Annotated in this window: 11 protein-coding genes; 4 read left to right on the plus strand and 7 right to left on the minus strand. The window is 70.9% G+C overall.

Features of this window, described 5'->3' with window-relative positions:
* Positions 1–137: 137 nt before the first annotated feature.
* The gene (locus ABH923_RS07280) at positions 138–4,931 is read right to left on the minus strand and encodes an ExeM/NucH family extracellular endonuclease (protein ID WP_370054667.1); all 4,794 of its coding nucleotides are present in this window, start codon (positions 4,929–4,931) and stop codon (positions 138–140) included.
* Positions 4,932–5,139: 208 nt separating this feature from the next.
* Between ABH923_RS07280 and ABH923_RS07285 the strand changes: the two genes are divergently transcribed.
* A complete protein-coding gene (locus ABH923_RS07285; protein ID WP_370054668.1) occupies positions 5,140–6,012 on the plus strand; it encodes a LysR substrate-binding domain-containing protein in 873 nt (290 codons plus the stop codon).
* 7 nt (positions 6,013–6,019) lie between these two features.
* On the opposite strand, the gene ABH923_RS07290 is transcribed toward ABH923_RS07285, so the two are convergent.
* Together ABH923_RS07290 and ABH923_RS07295 are read right to left on the minus strand one after the other, a co-directional pair.
* Positions 6,020–6,481 (minus strand): hypothetical protein, encoded by a 462-nt coding sequence (locus ABH923_RS07290; protein WP_370054669.1) that lies wholly within the window; start codon positions 6,479–6,481, stop codon positions 6,020–6,022.
* Positions 6,482–6,586: 105 nt separating this feature from the next.
* The gene (locus tag ABH923_RS07295) at positions 6,587–7,165 is read right to left on the minus strand and encodes a TetR family transcriptional regulator (protein WP_370054670.1); all 579 of its coding nucleotides are present in this window, start codon (positions 7,163–7,165) and stop codon (positions 6,587–6,589) included.
* Positions 7,166–7,357: 192 nt separating this feature from the next.
* On the opposite strand from ABH923_RS07295, the gene ABH923_RS07300 reads away from it, so the two are divergent.
* Positions 7,358–7,810 (plus strand): DUF805 domain-containing protein, encoded by a 453-nt coding sequence (locus ABH923_RS07300; protein ID WP_370054671.1) that lies wholly within the window; start codon positions 7,358–7,360, stop codon positions 7,808–7,810.
* 4 nt (positions 7,811–7,814) lie between these two features.
* On the opposite strand, the gene ABH923_RS07305 is transcribed toward ABH923_RS07300, so the two are convergent.
* Together ABH923_RS07305 and ABH923_RS07310 are read right to left on the minus strand one after the other, a co-directional pair.
* Positions 7,815–8,294, minus strand: a complete 480-nt coding sequence (locus ABH923_RS07305; protein ID WP_370054672.1) for a hypothetical protein — start codon at positions 8,292–8,294, stop codon at positions 7,815–7,817.
* Positions 8,295–8,356: 62 nt separating this feature from the next.
* Positions 8,357–8,824: a GNAT family N-acetyltransferase gene (locus tag ABH923_RS07310; protein WP_370054673.1), complete on the minus strand. Its 468-nt coding sequence runs from the start codon at positions 8,822–8,824 to the stop codon at positions 8,357–8,359.
* Positions 8,825–8,899: 75 nt separating this feature from the next.
* On the opposite strand from ABH923_RS07310, the gene ABH923_RS07315 reads away from it, so the two are divergent.
* On the plus strand, positions 8,900–10,075 hold the full coding sequence (locus tag ABH923_RS07315; RefSeq protein ID WP_370054674.1) for a toxic anion resistance protein: 1,176 nt from the start codon (positions 8,900–8,902) through the stop codon (positions 10,073–10,075).
* 82 nt (positions 10,076–10,157) lie between these two features.
* Here ABH923_RS07315 and ABH923_RS07320 read toward each other — a convergent pair whose 3' ends face one another.
* Together ABH923_RS07320 and fdhD are read right to left on the minus strand one after the other, a co-directional pair.
* Positions 10,158–12,449, minus strand: a complete 2,292-nt coding sequence (locus ABH923_RS07320) for an FdhF/YdeP family oxidoreductase (RefSeq protein ID WP_370054675.1) — start codon at positions 12,447–12,449, stop codon at positions 10,158–10,160.
* Positions 12,449–13,306, minus strand: coding sequence for a formate dehydrogenase accessory sulfurtransferase FdhD (fdhD, locus tag ABH923_RS07325; protein WP_370054676.1), 858 nt, complete (start codon positions 13,304–13,306; stop codon positions 12,449–12,451). The genes ABH923_RS07320 and fdhD overlap by 1 nt, the downstream gene beginning before the upstream one ends.
* Before the next feature lie 98 nt (positions 13,307–13,404).
* On the opposite strand from fdhD, the gene ABH923_RS07330 reads away from it, so the two are divergent.
* Positions 13,405–14,550 (plus strand): molybdopterin molybdotransferase MoeA, encoded by a 1,146-nt coding sequence (locus ABH923_RS07330; RefSeq protein ID WP_370054677.1) that lies wholly within the window; start codon positions 13,405–13,407, stop codon positions 14,548–14,550.
* Positions 14,551–14,628 lie beyond the last annotated feature (78 nt).

Genomic DNA, 14,628 nt, shown 5'->3' on the forward strand with positions numbered 1-14,628 from the left:
CTCCCATGTCAAAGATTGTGTACATGGCGAGTGTAAAGCGATGCGGACACGGTGTCAATGATTGTTTACATGCACTACAACCGGGGAACGACGAACCGCCGGACGCGATGTGCGCGCCCGGCGGTCGTCATTCACGGTTACTGCTGCTGCCAGCCCCAGAGCCAGCCGGTGAGCCAGTTCCAGACCAGCGTCCACACCCAGTGGCCAAGCGCGTTGCCGTTGGAGACCTTGAGGTCACCCCAGCCGATCACCGAGTTCGTGCTGTCCTGCACGGACAGCTTGTGGTCGCCCTTCGCGAGCGGCTTCGGCAGGGTGAGGTGCAGGATGCCGTCGGCGGGCACCTGGATCCAGCCGGCGCCCACGGCAGCGGGCTGCGAGTACACCCACACCGAGACCCACTGGCCCGCACGCGCCTTGCCGACCGTGATGTCGATCGGGTCGCCCGCGTGGTAGGCCTTGTCCTTGAACGAGATCTTCCCATTCAAGGCCTTGGTGAGCGCGGACTCGGGGGCCGCCTTCGGGTCGGTCGTCGGCTTGCCGTCGGTCGGAGCGGCCTCCACCGTGAGCGGGATGCGCACGGTCGTGCCGGACTCCTTGGCGGTGAGCACCAGGGTGCTCGCGCCGGCGGCCGAGGCCGGGACCGTGAAGCTCACGGTCGCGTTGCCTGCAGCGTCCACCGGCACGCTGCCGATGACCGCCGAACCGCCCCAGCTCAGTTCGAGCGAGGTGTTGGCCGGGCTGCCCAGGCTGGTCAGGTTCAGCTTCTGAACTCCGAAGCTCACCTGCTGGCCGCGGGTCAGCGTCGTCGTCGGCACGTCCGTGACGGACACGCCGCGGCGGGCGAAGCTCGGCGACAGCGGGCTGTGCGCGGAGATGTAGCCGATCCAGGCGTCCCGGTCGATGAGACCCGAGTCGCGCGTGTCGGTTCCGGCCGCGAACGCCCGGAAGTTGTCGCCGCCCTGCGCGAGGAACGAGAACGTGCCGATCCGGTACGACTTCGCCGGGTCGATGGCCGAGCCGTTCACGAGGATGCTCGTGATGCGGTCGCCCTCCGGCCGGGTGGCGTCGTACGTGTACGACACGTTCTTCGACAGGCCCAGGTTGAGGAACGGCCGGCTCGGCACTGTGCCGTCCGCGTTCCGCTGCCACTGCTGCTCAAGCGCCTGCTTGAACTGCGCTCCGGTGAGGGAGGTCGTCCACAGGTTGTTCACGAACGGCAGCACGGCGTTGGCCTGCGCGTAGCTGACCGATCCGTCCGTGCCGTACAGCAGCTCGGCGCGGAGGCCACCCGGGTTCACCACGCCGATCTCGGCGCCGCCGAGCTGAGCGGGCGAGAGCGTCGACAGCAGCGAGTCGGCCACGAGGTTGCCCAGGGTGGACTCGCTCATCCGGTCGTCGCGGCCACCGTTGAGGTACGCCGTGGTGATGTCGGAGGTGACCGCCCCGACCTTCTGGTTGCCGATGACCGCCGCGTCGGCGAGCGCCTTGTCGACGATCGTCTTGACTTTCGCGACCCGCGGGTAGGCGGCGACGAGGCTCGCGTCGCTGTCCGTGGTGCGCGCCACGTTGCGGTCGGTGTGCGCGGTGACCTGCTTGCTGTCGCCGTCCACGGTCAGCGTGATCTGGCCGATGTTCTCGCCGTAGCTGCCGGTCTGGACGATCGGACGGGTCGCGCCCGCGACACCGGGGACCGGGCCCTCCCACGCGTACTGCTTGTGGGTGTGGCCGGTGAAGATCGCCGAGACCTTCGCGCTGGTCTTGGTCACGATGTCGGCGAACGCTCCGCCGGCCGCGACCTCCTGGTCGAGCGTCGCACCTTCGGGCTGGCCGAAGCCGGCGCCCTCGTGGTACTCGGCCACGATCACGTCGGCCTCGCCGTTGGCCGGGTCGCCGTCGGTGAGCTGCGCCGCGACGCGGTTCACTGCCTCCACCGGGTCGCCGAAGTCGACCGTCGAGATGCCGCCGGGCGAGACCAGGGTCGGGGTCTCCTGCGTGACGGCGCCGATGACGCCGACCTTCAGGCCGTTGACCGTGAACACCTGGTACTCCGGAAGCGCCGGGGTCTTGGTGCCCTTCTGGTAGACGTTCGCGCCGAGGTAGCCGAACTTCGCGGCGTCCTTGACCCGGCCGGTGAGGTCGCTGAGGCCCTTGTCGAACTCGTGGTTGCCCACGGCGCTCGTCTTCAGGTCGAGCGCGTTCAGCACGTCGAGGGTGGGGACGTCGCCGGCCGAGGCCGAGGCGAACAGCGAGGCGCCGATGTTGTCGCCCGCGGAGAGGAAGAGGGTGTTGCCCTCGCCGCCCTCGGCGCGCAGCTTCTCGACGGTGCCGGCGAACTTCACGGTGTTGCTGTCGATCCGACCGTGGAAGTCGTTGATGTTCAGCAGGTTGAGCGTCACGGGAGCGGCCTTCAGGTCCAGGCCGATCACGACGGGGTCGTGGTCGCTGGAGCGGTACGGGCTCGGCTCGTAGAAGTTGGTCGCGTTGTAGTTGTAGCGGCTGTACTCCAGGGCCACCGACTCCACGGAGTTGATGTTCCAGACGTCCGCGCCGGTGATCGCCGCGTTCGCGGCGGGCGAGGCGAGGACGTGGTCGAGCGAGCCGACCGTGCCGCCGAAGGAGTAGGTCGCCTTCGAGGTGCGGGTGCTGACCTGGTCGATGTAGCCGGCGTCGGTGAGGACCTTGATCGGGTCCTCGTTGAGGTAGGCGTTGAAGTCACCGATCAGGAGCACCTTGTCGGAGCCCAGCGTCGCCGTGCGCTCGTTCGCGAACGCGACGAGGGCGGTGGCCTGCTTGACGCGGGAGGCGTTGGACGCGCCCTGCCCGTCGCCCTGGTCGGCGTCCGCGCCCGAGCCGGAGCCCTTCGACTTGAAGTGGTTCACGATGGCGATGAAGGCCGACGAGTCCTGCGCTCCGACCTTCTTGAAGGCCTGGGCGAGCGGCTGGCGGGCGTTCGAGAACGCCGCGTCGTCGAGGATCGTCGACGCGCCGACCGGGGCCGCCACGGCCTTCTTGTAGATGAACGCCGTGCGGATCACGTCCTCGGAGGCCGGGAGCTTCGACGGGGAGGGCACGAACGCCCAGACGTCGCTGCCCGCCGCCGCGTTGAGCGCGGAGACCAGGGTCTTCAGCGCGTCGTCGCGGTTCAGGCCGAAGCGCGCCGAGTTCTCGATCTCCTCCAGGGAGACGACGTCGGCGGTGAGGGCGTTGATCGCGGCGACGATCTTGTCCTGCTGACGCTTGAGGCTGGTCGCGTCGGCGGCGCCGCGGGCGTCGCAGCCGGAGTTGACGGTGATCTTGTTGCCGTCGCGGTCGGTGTAGAACGTGCAGCCGGGGAGCTGGTCGCCGGTGGTCGGGAAGTAGTTCAGCACGTTGAACGTCGCCAGGCGCAGGTCGCCTCCGACGTTGGCCGGGGCCGCGGTGCGGGTGTTCCCGAAGGTGACGGGCTGGACGGTCGCCGCGGTCGCCGGGGTGAGCTCGGCGGTCGGCTGGAACTTCCAGGCGTCGTTGCGGTAGTCGAGGATGACCGGCTTGGTGAACGTGACCGGCGCGCCGACGCGGACCGGGCCGGTCAGCGACAGGTACGGCAGCGGCTTGGACTTGTTCGCCGAGCTGAGGAAGTTGGTCGAGGCGCCGTCGTCGAGGGTGACGGAACGGGACTTGTTGTCGGCGACGGCTGCGGCGTAGGCCGGGGTGCCGGGACGGGCGGTCTCGGTCGCCTGGACCAGCGGCTTGTCGCCGGCCGCGAGGCCGATCTCGCCGTACTGGTTGGCCGAGTAGACGTCGGTGACGGTGAAGGCGCCCTGCGGAGCGAGCAGCATCCCCTCGAGGCTCTCGCGCTGCGCGTCGGTCGTCGGGAGGGCGACGGTCGCGGGGGTCGGCGCGGTGACGGTGCTCGCGTCGAGCTTGTCGACCTTCGTGGCGGTCAGCTCGGTGAGGCCGTTGAACTCGCTGACGGCGCCGGTCACCTGCACGTAGTCGCCCACGGCGACGCTGGCGGCAGCGGAGGAGCCGAAGACGAAGAGCGCGTCGGACGCGGTGTGGGTCGCGAGGTCGATCGCGCCTCCCGTGCCCGGGGTCTGCAGGTAGAAGCCGTTGAAGCCTCCGGTCGGGTAGGCCGCGGTGACGACGCCGACGGTGCTGACCGTCTGGCCGGCCTTCGGGCTGGTGTCACCCGTGCCCTGGATCTCAGCGATGGAGACCGTGCCGGGCGGACCCGGGTCGGTCCCGGTCCCGGGGTCGGTGCCTCCGCCGTCGCCCGGGTTGCCGGGGTCGGTGGCCGACGCGGTGTTCTGCGGGGTGATCGTCGCGCTCAGCGAGATGTCCGCGGCGTTGTCGTCGGTGTCCGTGAAGGACGTGCGGTTGAGAGACTTCACATCCGTGTTGCCGCTCGGCGCCGTCGCAGCCTTCGAACCTTCGAAGGTGTTCGACGTGCCGTATCCGATCAGGTCCGCGACGTTGGCGTTGCCCGTGACGGAGCCCGCTGGGAGGGTCAGCGCGGTGGCCGACTTGGCCAGGATGAGGGTGCCGGAGGCACCGGACGGGTTCAGTCCGTTGCTTGCGGCGTCCGGCGTCGGGAGGGCGGCGCCCGCGGTGCCGTTGGAGGCTCCGGCGACCAGGTAGTAGCCCTTGGCGGCGATCGTTCCGCTCAGCGCGACGACCCCGTTCGCCGCGCCAGTGCTGGTCGCGGAGCGGTACTGCACGCTCCAGCCGGTCAGCGCGACGGGCTGGTCGCCCGGGTTGTAGAGCTCGACGAACTTGTTGGCGTAGGCGGCTCCGGCGCTGCCGCCGGACAAGTACGCCTCGTTGATGACGACACCGGTGCCGTCTGTGCTGGCGAACGCCGGTGTCGCGACGAGGGAGCCGGCGGCGAGGCCTGCTCCGACGGCCACGGCGGTGGCGGCGCGCCACAAAGTGCGCAGTCTGGTTGACATTTCTCTCCTCGATCGGAAGGGGGGATCTCGTGCGAGTCCGCGGCAACCTTAGGGATGGCGGAGAACCGCGCACTGTCTTGTGAGTGAACGTACAGAGAACTCGTACAGGGGTAGACCGCTCATTTGAGCACTCCCCCGTTCGCGGGGGTCCGGCGCTCGCGCTGCGGCCTCCCGGCGCGCACCTCCCGGGTGGGCCATGATGGTGTGCATGCGGATCGACGAGATCGCCCACTTCCGGGCGCTGGCGACGGAGGGCCATCTGGCCCTGGCCGCCGAGACGCTCGGGGTCTCGCAGTCGACCCTCTCGCGCTCCCTCGCGCGGCTGGAGGCGGAGGCCGACGTCGAGCTGTTCGACCGCCGCCGCGGGCACCTGGAGCTCAACCAGTACGGCGAGATCCTGCTGGCCCACGCGTCACGCGCGGAGGCGGAGCTCGACACCGCGCGCGCCCGCATCGACGCCCTCCGCGACCCGGCCGCCGGGATCGTCTCCCTCGCCTACGTCTCGTCGTTCGGGAGCTGGCTGCTGCCGCGCGTGGTCAGCGAGTACCGCAGCCTGTTCCCCGACATCCGCTTCGCCCTGCGCGGCGGGACGGCGGACACCGTGCTCGACGCGCTGCGCGAGGGCTCGGCCGACCTGGCCTTCCTCAGCCCCGACCCGCGCGACCCCGACATCGAGTGGGTGCCGCTGACCGCGGAGCGGCTGGTGCTCGGCGTGCCGGTGGGACATCCCCTGGCCGTGCGCAGCGAGGCCTCCTTCGCCGATCTGACGGAGGCCGAGCTGGTCGCATTGCGCCCGGGCTCGGGATTGCGGACGATCGCGGACGCCTACTTCGCCGCGCACGGTGAGGTGCTCTCACCGGTGATCGAGGTCACCGAGCTGTCGACCCTGCGCGCGCTCGTGCGCGACGGCGTCGGCGTCGCGCTCATCCCCGACACACCGGCGGAGCCGGGGATCGTGGCGGTCCCGCTCGCCGATGAAGCGGAGCGGGTCATCGGGATCGCCCGCAACCGCACCCGCTCGCAGCCCGCGGCCGCAGAGCAGTTCGCGCGCTTCGTCCGCGAGGAGCTCACCGCGCTCTGACGGTGACCTAGGCGCCCGCGCACTCCGTACCGACCGCCGTCGACGCCGTCGACAGCGTCTTGAGCTTGGTGGTGAGCACGTTGGTGTCGACGCTGGACGGGTCGGCCTGGATCTTCTTGATGTAGTCCGCGTAGTCCGTAAAGGCCGCCGCGGCGGCGTGCGACTTGACCTTCACCTCCGGGTTGGTGACGCCCGAGTCCATGCTCGCGAAGGACGCGGTCATCTCGTCCAGGATCGCCTGCGCCTTCGACGGGTCGGACATCGCCGCCGCGGCCTCGCCCTGCTTCGAGGCGACGTCCTTCATCGCCTTCATGACGATGGCGCACGCCTGCGCGCGCGTCTGAGCGGCAGCCGTGGTGGTGGCACTGACGGTCGGCTTGGAAGCGCGGGCCGGCGTGGACGCGGAGCACCCGCTCAGCGCTGCGACGAGCGCGATCGAGGCAGCGGCGACGACGGAGATCTTCTTCATTCGGTTCCCCCCAGGAAATGCGGATCGGAGTGATCCGCCCGGAGGAACGTATCGCACCGGCCGCCTGCGGCCCGCGACATCCCGTCGCGACGCGCGGTGCGGCGCTCAGACGCCCTTCGCGGCGAGCGCCCCCAGCGCACCCCAGAGCCGGTCGATGTCGGCCGGCAGCTCGTCGAGGCGGCCGCGTTCCGCCGCGATCATGTACGCACCGAAGAAGCCCTGGACCGCCACCACGGCGACCTCGCGAGGGGTGAGCCCCTGCGGAAGCGACGGCTCCTGTTCGAGGTAGCCGGCGACGACCCCGACCCAATGGTCGTAGGGGTCGGCGTCCGGCCCGGGCGGGAGGATCGTCTGCGAGAGCGCCATCGCCGCGCGCACCCGCACATCCGATGCGAACACCGCGCCCACCCTCCTGGTCAGCTCGGCGGCGGCCGCCACGCCACGCAGACCGCTCGCGTCGACCTCGGAGACGATCGCGGGCCAGTTGCCGTACTTCTCCACGACCAGGGCCTTCGCGAGGTCGAGCTTCGACCGGAAGTGGAAGTACACCGCGCCCTTGGTCAGCCCGGTGCGCTCGACGATCCGCTCGAGCCGGGCTCCGGCGTAGCCGTGCTGGTCGAACTCGTCCGCGGCAGCCTCGAGGATGCTGGCGCGGCTGCGCTCGGCGCGCTCCTGACGTGGCATGCGGGGGTCTCGATCCGTTCGATGCGGCGGTCCCCCCAGCCGCCAACTCTAACCCGGGGCGGCCCCCGGACTGGGCACGGCGCTCGATTGAGCGGCGAGTCGTGTCGCGGTCGTCCCTCAGCGGAAGACGCTGGTGCGCGGGACGGCCCGCCGTCGCATCCTGGACTCGAACCCCCACGATTGGAGGACCCGATGTCGACGCCGCAGCCGCCGGCCCCGCTCTGGGCGCCGCTCTATGGTGCGAACATGGGCGACGCCATCCGCCGGTTCTTCACCAAGTACGCCGACTTCACCGGCCGGGCGAGCCGCAGCGAGTACTGGTGGTTCTTCCTGTTCGACGTGCTCCTGGCGATCGTCTACTGGACGTTCGTCGTCGTGATCGGCCGACTGAGTGGGAGCCTCCGGATGACCGGCTCGTCGCGCCTCGTCGGCCCGCTCTTCTGGGTGCTGCTCGCCGTGTGGATCGTGTGGGTGTTCGCGACCCTGGTGCCGCACCTGGCCCTGGTCTGGCGCCGCCTGCACGACGCGAACCTGGCCGGGCCGTTGTACTTCATCTCGTTCGCGCCGTTCGGGTGGGTGGTGCAGCTCGTGCTCACCGCGCTGCCGCCGAACCCGGTCGGGGCGCGGTTCGACCGGCCGCGTTAGCAGCTCAGCAGGAGTCCGCGAACAGCCGCCGCGGCCGCTCCGGGTCGGCGTCGTCGAACAGCACGGAGGCGACCTCCCGGGGCGCGCCCAGCGGGTCCTTGCGCCCGGTGGCGACGAACGACCAGTCGGCGTCGCGCTCCGGGTCGTGCTCGATCCAGACCGAGAAGTTCCAGAACCCGCGCAGGGTCTCGCCCAGCAGGCCGGGCCCGTCGACGACGAGGACGCCCTCCGGCGCCGCGGTGCGGAACGGCGTCACCACGTCGCTGCGGAGGCTGTCGGGCGTGACGTGCGCCGTCGTGTGGGTGCGCTCGGCGGCCTGGCCCGACGCGCGCAGCGCCTCGGCGAGCGCGTCCGCCGCCGCCTGGAGGTCGGCGCCGGCCACACCCGTGACCGCGATGAACCGCGGCCCGCGCGTGTAGTGCTGGAGGAACTCGGCCGCGAGCCCGTCGAAGAAGGACGCGCGGTCGGTGGTGGTGCTGCCCATGCCGCGAGTATCCCACCGGGACGGGGAGGCTGCCAGCGAGGGCGGTCCATACGCGGAACGGCTCAGTCGCGTGCCGGGGCAACGCTGCGGGCGAAGAACACCCGGTCGTAGCCGTCCGATCGGCGGCGCCCGGTCTCGCGGAAGCCGCGACGCGGGTAGTACGCGACGTTCTCGGTCATCCCCGCGTTCGTGTACAGCCGCACCTCCGTCGCCCCTGCCGCCCTGGCCTGCTCGTCGGCGAGGTCGAGCAGGCGGGTCCCGAGCCCGGAGCCGCGCTCGCTCGCGGCCACCGCGATGTTCTCGACCTCCACGAATCCCGGATGCACCGCGCTGACCAGGAGGCCGACGACGCGCCCATCGCGGAAGGCCACGACCGCTCCCCCGTCGCCGACGATCGCGGCGTAGTCCGCCGTCAGCGGCGCCGGCGTGACCCCGAGGCGTAGGACGTACGGCTCGTAGGCCTCGTGCACGAGCGCCACGATCGCCGGCACGTCGGCCGCGGTCGCCCGCGCGAACTCGATCCCGTCCATCCGGCAGACCTTACCCTTCACGCAGGTGCGCGGCCTACCCTGGAGGGGTTGCGGTCCTGGTGGGAGGAGAACGACATGGATGCGGGTCAGGGAGACGAGCTGCAGCCGCCCGAGGCGGTGCCGGAGCTTCCCGACGAGCGTGCGATGGGGATGATGAGCGTCTCTCCTCAGCGGGCGGCCGAGCTGGAGTCCCGCGCGCGCGAGTGGATCCGCGACCTGGCCGGCGCCGACCCGGGCAGCGAGGCCTTCCGGCGCAAGATCACCGGTTTCTCCCGCCTCGGCGACACCGAGATGCAGGAGTCGAGCAACGCCTCCCGGCAGCTGCTGAGCCGCCCGGCCACCGCGCTGGCCGCGGCGCGCGGCAAGGCGGTGCGGACGGACCCGCAGTACGGCGTCCTGCGCACCCTCCAGGCCCTGCGGGCGACGGTGAGCGACTTCGATCCGCAGCACACCAGCAAGAGCTACCGGATGCTGGCGCGCATGCCGGGCGGCCGCCGCCTCCGCAAGTACGTCGAGCGGTTCGAGTCGGCGCAGAAGCAGCTCGACCAGATCGTGGTGTCCCTCGACCACGGCGAGGAGTGGCTGCGCCGCGACAACGAGGAGATCGAGAACGAGCGCACGGCGCTCTGGAAGACGACGGAGCGGCTGAACGAGTACGTCACGCTGGCCGCCGCGCTCGACCGCGCGACCGTGGAGCGCGCCGACGACCTCCGCCTCACCGACCCGGTGCGAGCGGCGACGCTGGAAAAAGAGGCGCTCTTCCCGATCCGCCAGCGCCGCCAGGACCTCACCACCCAGATCGCGGTTTCCGTGCAGGCCTACCTCGCCCTCGACGTGATCAAGAAGAACAACGTGGAGCTGATCAAGGGCGTCGAGCGGGCCAAGACCACCACGGTCTCCGCGCTGCGCACCGCCGTGGTCGTGGCGCAGGCCCTGGAGAACCAGCGCCTCGTCATCGACCAGCTCGGCGCCCTCCACCAGAGCACGAACGCCCTGATCGGCCGCACCGGCGAGGTGCTGCGCGACCAGACGGAGCAGATCCAGAAGGAGCAGACCACCTCCGCCGTCGACGCGCAGGTGCTGCAGCGCGCCTTCGACGACGTGTTCGCGACGATGGACGGGATCGACGTGTACCGGGGGCAGGCGATCACGAGCATGTCGCAGACGGTGGACGCGCTGGAGCACCAGGTGGCGCGGTCGCGGAGCTACCTGAAGCGGGCGCGGCCAGAGCGGGGCGGCCCGAACCCGTAGCGCCGACCCTCCCCAACCGTCGAGGGGCACGTAAACGCCCCTAAAACGCGCTTTTAGGGGCGTTTACGTGCCCTTCGGCGGATCAGGCGACTGGGACGAGGCGGACGATCACGGCTTTTGAGACGGGGGTGTTGCTGCCCGTCGCCGCGCTCTGCAGTGGCACCAGCACATTCGCCTCCGGGTAGTACGCCGCCGCGCAGCCGCGCGCGGTCGGGTACGAGACCACCCGGTAGTTCGGGAGCACACGGTCGACCTCGTCCGCCCACTCGCTGTGGATGTCGACGCGCTGGCCGTCCGTCAGCCCGAGCTCGACCAGGTCGTCCGGGTTCACGAAGATCACGTCGCGGCCGTTCTTGATGCCCCGGTAGCGGTCGTTGAGGCTGTAGATCGTCGTGTTGAACTGGTCGTGCGAGCGCAGCGTCTGGAGGATCAGCCGGCCCTCCGGGCGCTCCAGCGGCTCCAGCTCGTTGACGGTGATCATCGCCTTGCCCGTCGCCGTGTCGAAGCGGCGCTCGTCGCGCGGGCCGTTCGGGAGGACGAAGCCGCCCTTGCGGCGGACGTCCGCGTTGAAGCTCCCGAAACCCGGGACGACGCGGCTGATGTGGTCGCGGATGACGTCGTACTCGGCCTCGAAGCCGGCCCAGTCGATCCCGTGCCTCCCGCCGAGCGTCGCCTGAGCGAGGCGGGACACGATCGCCACCTCGGACAGCAGCCCCGGCGCGACCGGCGGGATCCTGCCGTGCGTCGCGTGCACGGCGCACACACTGTCCTCCACCGACAGGAACTGCGGGCCGCCGGCCTGGAGGTCCACCTCGGTGCGGCCGAGCGTGGGCAGGATCAGCGCCTCCTCGCCGGTGACGACGTGCGAGCGGTTCAGCTTGGTGGAGACCTGCACCGTCAGCCCGGCGCCGCGCATGGCCGCCTCCGCGGCGGCGGTGTCCGAGATCGCGGCGACGAAGTTGCCTCCCATCGCGAAGAACACGTCGATGTCGCCGCGCTGGAGGCCGGCGAGCGTCTGCAGCGCGTCGAAGCCGTGCGCGCGCGGCGGGTCGAAGCCGAACTCGGCCTGGAGGGCGTCCAGGAACGTGTCCGGCATCTGCTCCCAGATGCCCATGGTCCGGTCGCCCTGCACGTTGCTGTGCCCGCGGATCGGGGAGGCGCCCGCGCCGGGCTTGCCGATGTTGCCGCGCAGGAGGAGCAGCGTGATCAGCTCTTTCAGGGTCGCGACCGCGTTCTTCTGCTGCGTGAGGCCCATGGCCCAGGTGATGATGACTCGCTCGGAGCGGATGTAGAGGTCGGCGAGGAGGTCGATCTCCTCCAGTGTCAGCCCGGTCGCCTCCAGCACGGTGAAGTCGTCGAGCGTCGCGATGTGCGCGCGGAACTCCTCCAGGCCGAGGGTGTGCTCGGCGAGGAACTCGTGGTCGAGCACCGTCCCTGGAGCGGCGTCCTCGGCCTCCAGCACCCGCTGCGAGACGGCCTGCAACAACGCCATGTCGCCGCCCGACCGGATCTGCAGGAAGTGGTCGGCGATCTGCGTGCCCTTGCCGATGATGCCGCGCGGCTTCTGCGGGTTCTTGTAGCGGATGAGCCCGGCCTCCGGCAGCGGGTTGACGGCGACGATGGTGGCGCCGTTGCGCTTGGCCTCCTCCAGCGCGGTCAGCATGCGCGGATGGTTCGTGCCGGGGTTCTGGCCCATCACGACGATCAGGTCGGCTTTGCCGAAGTCGTCGTAGGCGATGGTCGACTTGCCGATGCCGATGGTCTCGCTGAGCGCCGTCCCCGTCGACTCGTGGCACATGTTCGAGCAGTCCGGGAGGTTGTTGGTGCCGAACGCCCGCGCGAAGAGCTGGTAGGCGAACGCCGTCTCGTTCGCGGTGCGGCCGCTGGTGTAGAACGCGGCCTGATCGGGCGACGCGAGGCCGTTCAGGCGGTCGGCGATCAGGGCGAAGGCCTCGTCCCAGCCGATCGGCTCGTAGTGGTCGGCGCCGGACGGCTTGTGCACGGGCTCCACGAGGCGGCCCTGCATCCCGAGCCAGTACTCCGACTTGTCGAGCAGGCTGGTCAGCGAATTCTCGGCCCAGAAGCTGGTCGGCACCGTGATCGGGGTGGCCTCCCAGGTGACGGCCTTCGCGCCGTTCTCGCAGAACTCGAGGATGTTGCGGTCACCCGGGTCGGGCCACGCGCAGCTCATGCAGTCGAAGCCGTTCTTCTGGTTGATGGCCGTCATCAGCTTCGCGGTGCGGGCGGGGCCCATGTCGCGGATGGCGGGCTCCATCGAGTGCAGGATGGCCGGCACGCCGACGGCCCACTTCTTGTTGTGGCCGACCTCCAGGTCGGGGTACTCGTCGCCGGGGTTGACGTCCGTCTTCGGCATCAGGCCATCGCTTTCTCTGTCTTCTCCGTCACCAGAATCCGCTCGTCACCCGAGTAGACGACCATCGACGACCCCCGGAGGAACCCGACGACGGTGACGCCGAGCTCCCGGCCCAGGTCGACCGCGAGCGACGACGGCGCCGACACCGCGGCGAGGATCGGGATTCCGGCCATCGACGCCTTCTGGACCAGCTCGAAACTCGCCCTGCCCGACACCATCAGCACGGTCCCGCTCAGCGGGAGGCGGTCCTCCTTGAGCGCCCAGCCGACGACCTTGTCGACCGCGTTGTGCCGGCCGACATCCTCGCGCAGCACGAGTAGGGCGCCGGTCGCGGCGTCGAACAGCGCAGCGGCGTGGAGGCCTCCGGTCTTCTCGAACATCGCCTGCCCCTCGCGCAGCCGGTCGGGAAGCGTGGTGAGCAGCTCGTCGGTGATCGCGACCGGGTCGGCGTCGACCGGATACGCGGAGCGCGTGCGCACGGCGTCGATGCTCGCCTTGCCGCACAGGCCGCACGAGCTGGTCATGTAGAAGTTGCGGTCGAGGCTCGCGTCCGGTCGCGGAACTCCGGGCGCCAGCGTCACGTCGAGGACGTTGTAGGTGTTCTCGCCGTCGACCGCGCCTCCCGCGCAGTAGCGGATGGCGCTCAGCTGGTCGCCGTGGGAGACGACGCCCTCGGAGACGAGGAAGCCGGCCGCCAGGTCGAAGTCGCTCCCCGGCGTGCGCATGGTGATCGAGAGCGGCGTGCCGGCCACCCGGATCTCGAGCGGCTCCTCGACGGCCAGCACATCCTCCCGGCGGCTGCGCGATTCACCGACGACGATGCGCGTGATCTGTTTTCGCGATGTCGTGCGACTCATGCTCCAGGCTTACCACGGCGTAGCGTGAGACCCTACCGGAATGCCCGCGGCGGTCATTCGAATACTGCGGGAAGAGGATCGGGAATGGGCATGACGCGGTGACCGGGCATCCTGGACGGCCGTCGTGGGACGAGGCGCGTGCCATCGCCGCGGTGGCGGGGTCGGCGCTGCCGCGTGAGCGGGTCGCGCTCGACGCTGCGATCGGCCGGCGTCTCGCCGTCGATCTCGTGACGCCGATCGACCTCCCGCACTTCGCGTCGGCGGCGATGGACGGCTGGCTGGTCGCGGGCGACGGGCCGTGGAGGCTGGTGGACTCCGACCCCGGCCGCGGACAGGCCGCCCCGATCGTCACTGGAGCGCTCGTGGCGGCCGACGCCTTCGCCGTGCTGCGCAGCGAGAGCGGGGAGGTCGCCGGCGGGATGCTGCGCTCGACCGTCGCGGGTGAGCCGCGGCCCGGCCACCACATCCGTCACCCCGGGACGGAGGCGCTGACCGGAGAACGGCTGATCGCCGCGGGCGCCCTGCTCAACCCGGCGCACGTCGCCCTCGCTGCGGCGACCGGCGCCGACGACCTCCTCGTGGCGGCCGTCCCCTCGGTCGCTCTCGTGTTCACCGGCGACGAGGTCGTGACCTCCGGCGTGCCCGGGCCCGGGCGCGTCCGCGACAGCTTCGCCGTGCAGCTCCCGGCCCTGATCGGGATGCTGGGCGGCCGGGTGACCGGCACGGCCCGCGTGCCGGACCGGCTGGAGGACACTGTGGCGGCGCTGCGCGACGCGGACGCGGCGCTGATCGTGACGACGGGCGGCACCGGGACGTCGTCGGCCGACCACCTCCGCGACGCCCTCCGTGCACTCGGCGCACGCCTCCTGGTCGACGGGGTGGCCATGCGGCCCGGCGGCCCGACGCGGATCGCGGAGCTGCCGGACGGGCGGCTCGTCGCGGCGCTTCCCGGCAACCCGCTCGCGGCGATGGTCTCGGCGATCACGCTCGTGGAGCCGCTGCTGGCCGGGCTGGCCGGGCGGCCTCCCGCGCCGACGCACCCCGCCGGCGACGCCGAGGTCGAGGGCCGAGCGGGGACGACCGTTCTCGTCCCGTACTCCGAGGTCGACGGCCGACCCGTCGTCGCGCGCTGGCGCGGCGCAGCCATGCTGCGCGGCCTGGCCGCCGCGACCGGCATCCTCATCGTCCCCCCGAACTCCCCCGCCCAGTCCCTCCCCCTCCCCTGGCACACCAACGAGAGGTGACCAATCGTGGAAATCGCGGGTGCGATTTCCACGATTGCTCACGTCTCGGCGGAAAGGGATACGGTGGCAGCGGCCGGA

It is taken from the genome of Leifsonia sp. EB41 (genome assembly GCF_041262565.1).
In the GTDB taxonomy this organism is placed as follows: Bacteria; Actinomycetota; Actinomycetes; order Actinomycetales; family Microbacteriaceae; genus Leifsonia.

What these genes read in the sequence shown, in the direction of transcription:
- ABH923_RS07320 (WP_370054675.1), bottom strand. Translation starts at nt 12,449, where the DNA reads ATGCCGAAGACGGACGTCAACCCCGGCGACGAGTACCCCGACCTGGAG.
- fdhD (WP_370054676.1), bottom strand. Translation starts at nt 13,306, where the DNA reads ATGAGTCGCACGACATCGCGAAAACAGATCACGCGCATCGTCGTCGGT.
- ABH923_RS07305 (WP_370054672.1), bottom strand. Translation starts at nt 8,294, where the DNA reads ATGGGCAGCACCACCACCGACCGCGCGTCCTTCTTCGACGGGCTCGCG.
- ABH923_RS07310 (WP_370054673.1), bottom strand. Translation starts at nt 8,824, where the DNA reads ATGGACGGGATCGAGTTCGCGCGGGCGACCGCGGCCGACGTGCCGGCG.
- ABH923_RS07295 (WP_370054670.1), bottom strand. Translation starts at nt 7,165, where the DNA reads ATGCCACGTCAGGAGCGCGCCGAGCGCAGCCGCGCCAGCATCCTCGAG.
- ABH923_RS07280 (WP_370054667.1), bottom strand. Translation starts at nt 4,931, where the DNA reads ATGTCAACCAGACTGCGCACTTTGTGGCGCGCCGCCACCGCCGTGGCC.
- ABH923_RS07285 (WP_370054668.1), top strand. Translation starts at nt 5,140, where the DNA reads ATGCGGATCGACGAGATCGCCCACTTCCGGGCGCTGGCGACGGAGGGC.
- ABH923_RS07300 (WP_370054671.1), top strand. Translation starts at nt 7,358, where the DNA reads ATGTCGACGCCGCAGCCGCCGGCCCCGCTCTGGGCGCCGCTCTATGGT.
- ABH923_RS07290 (WP_370054669.1), bottom strand. Translation starts at nt 6,481, where the DNA reads ATGAAGAAGATCTCCGTCGTCGCCGCTGCCTCGATCGCGCTCGTCGCA.
- ABH923_RS07315 (WP_370054674.1), top strand. Translation starts at nt 8,900, where the DNA reads ATGGATGCGGGTCAGGGAGACGAGCTGCAGCCGCCCGAGGCGGTGCCG.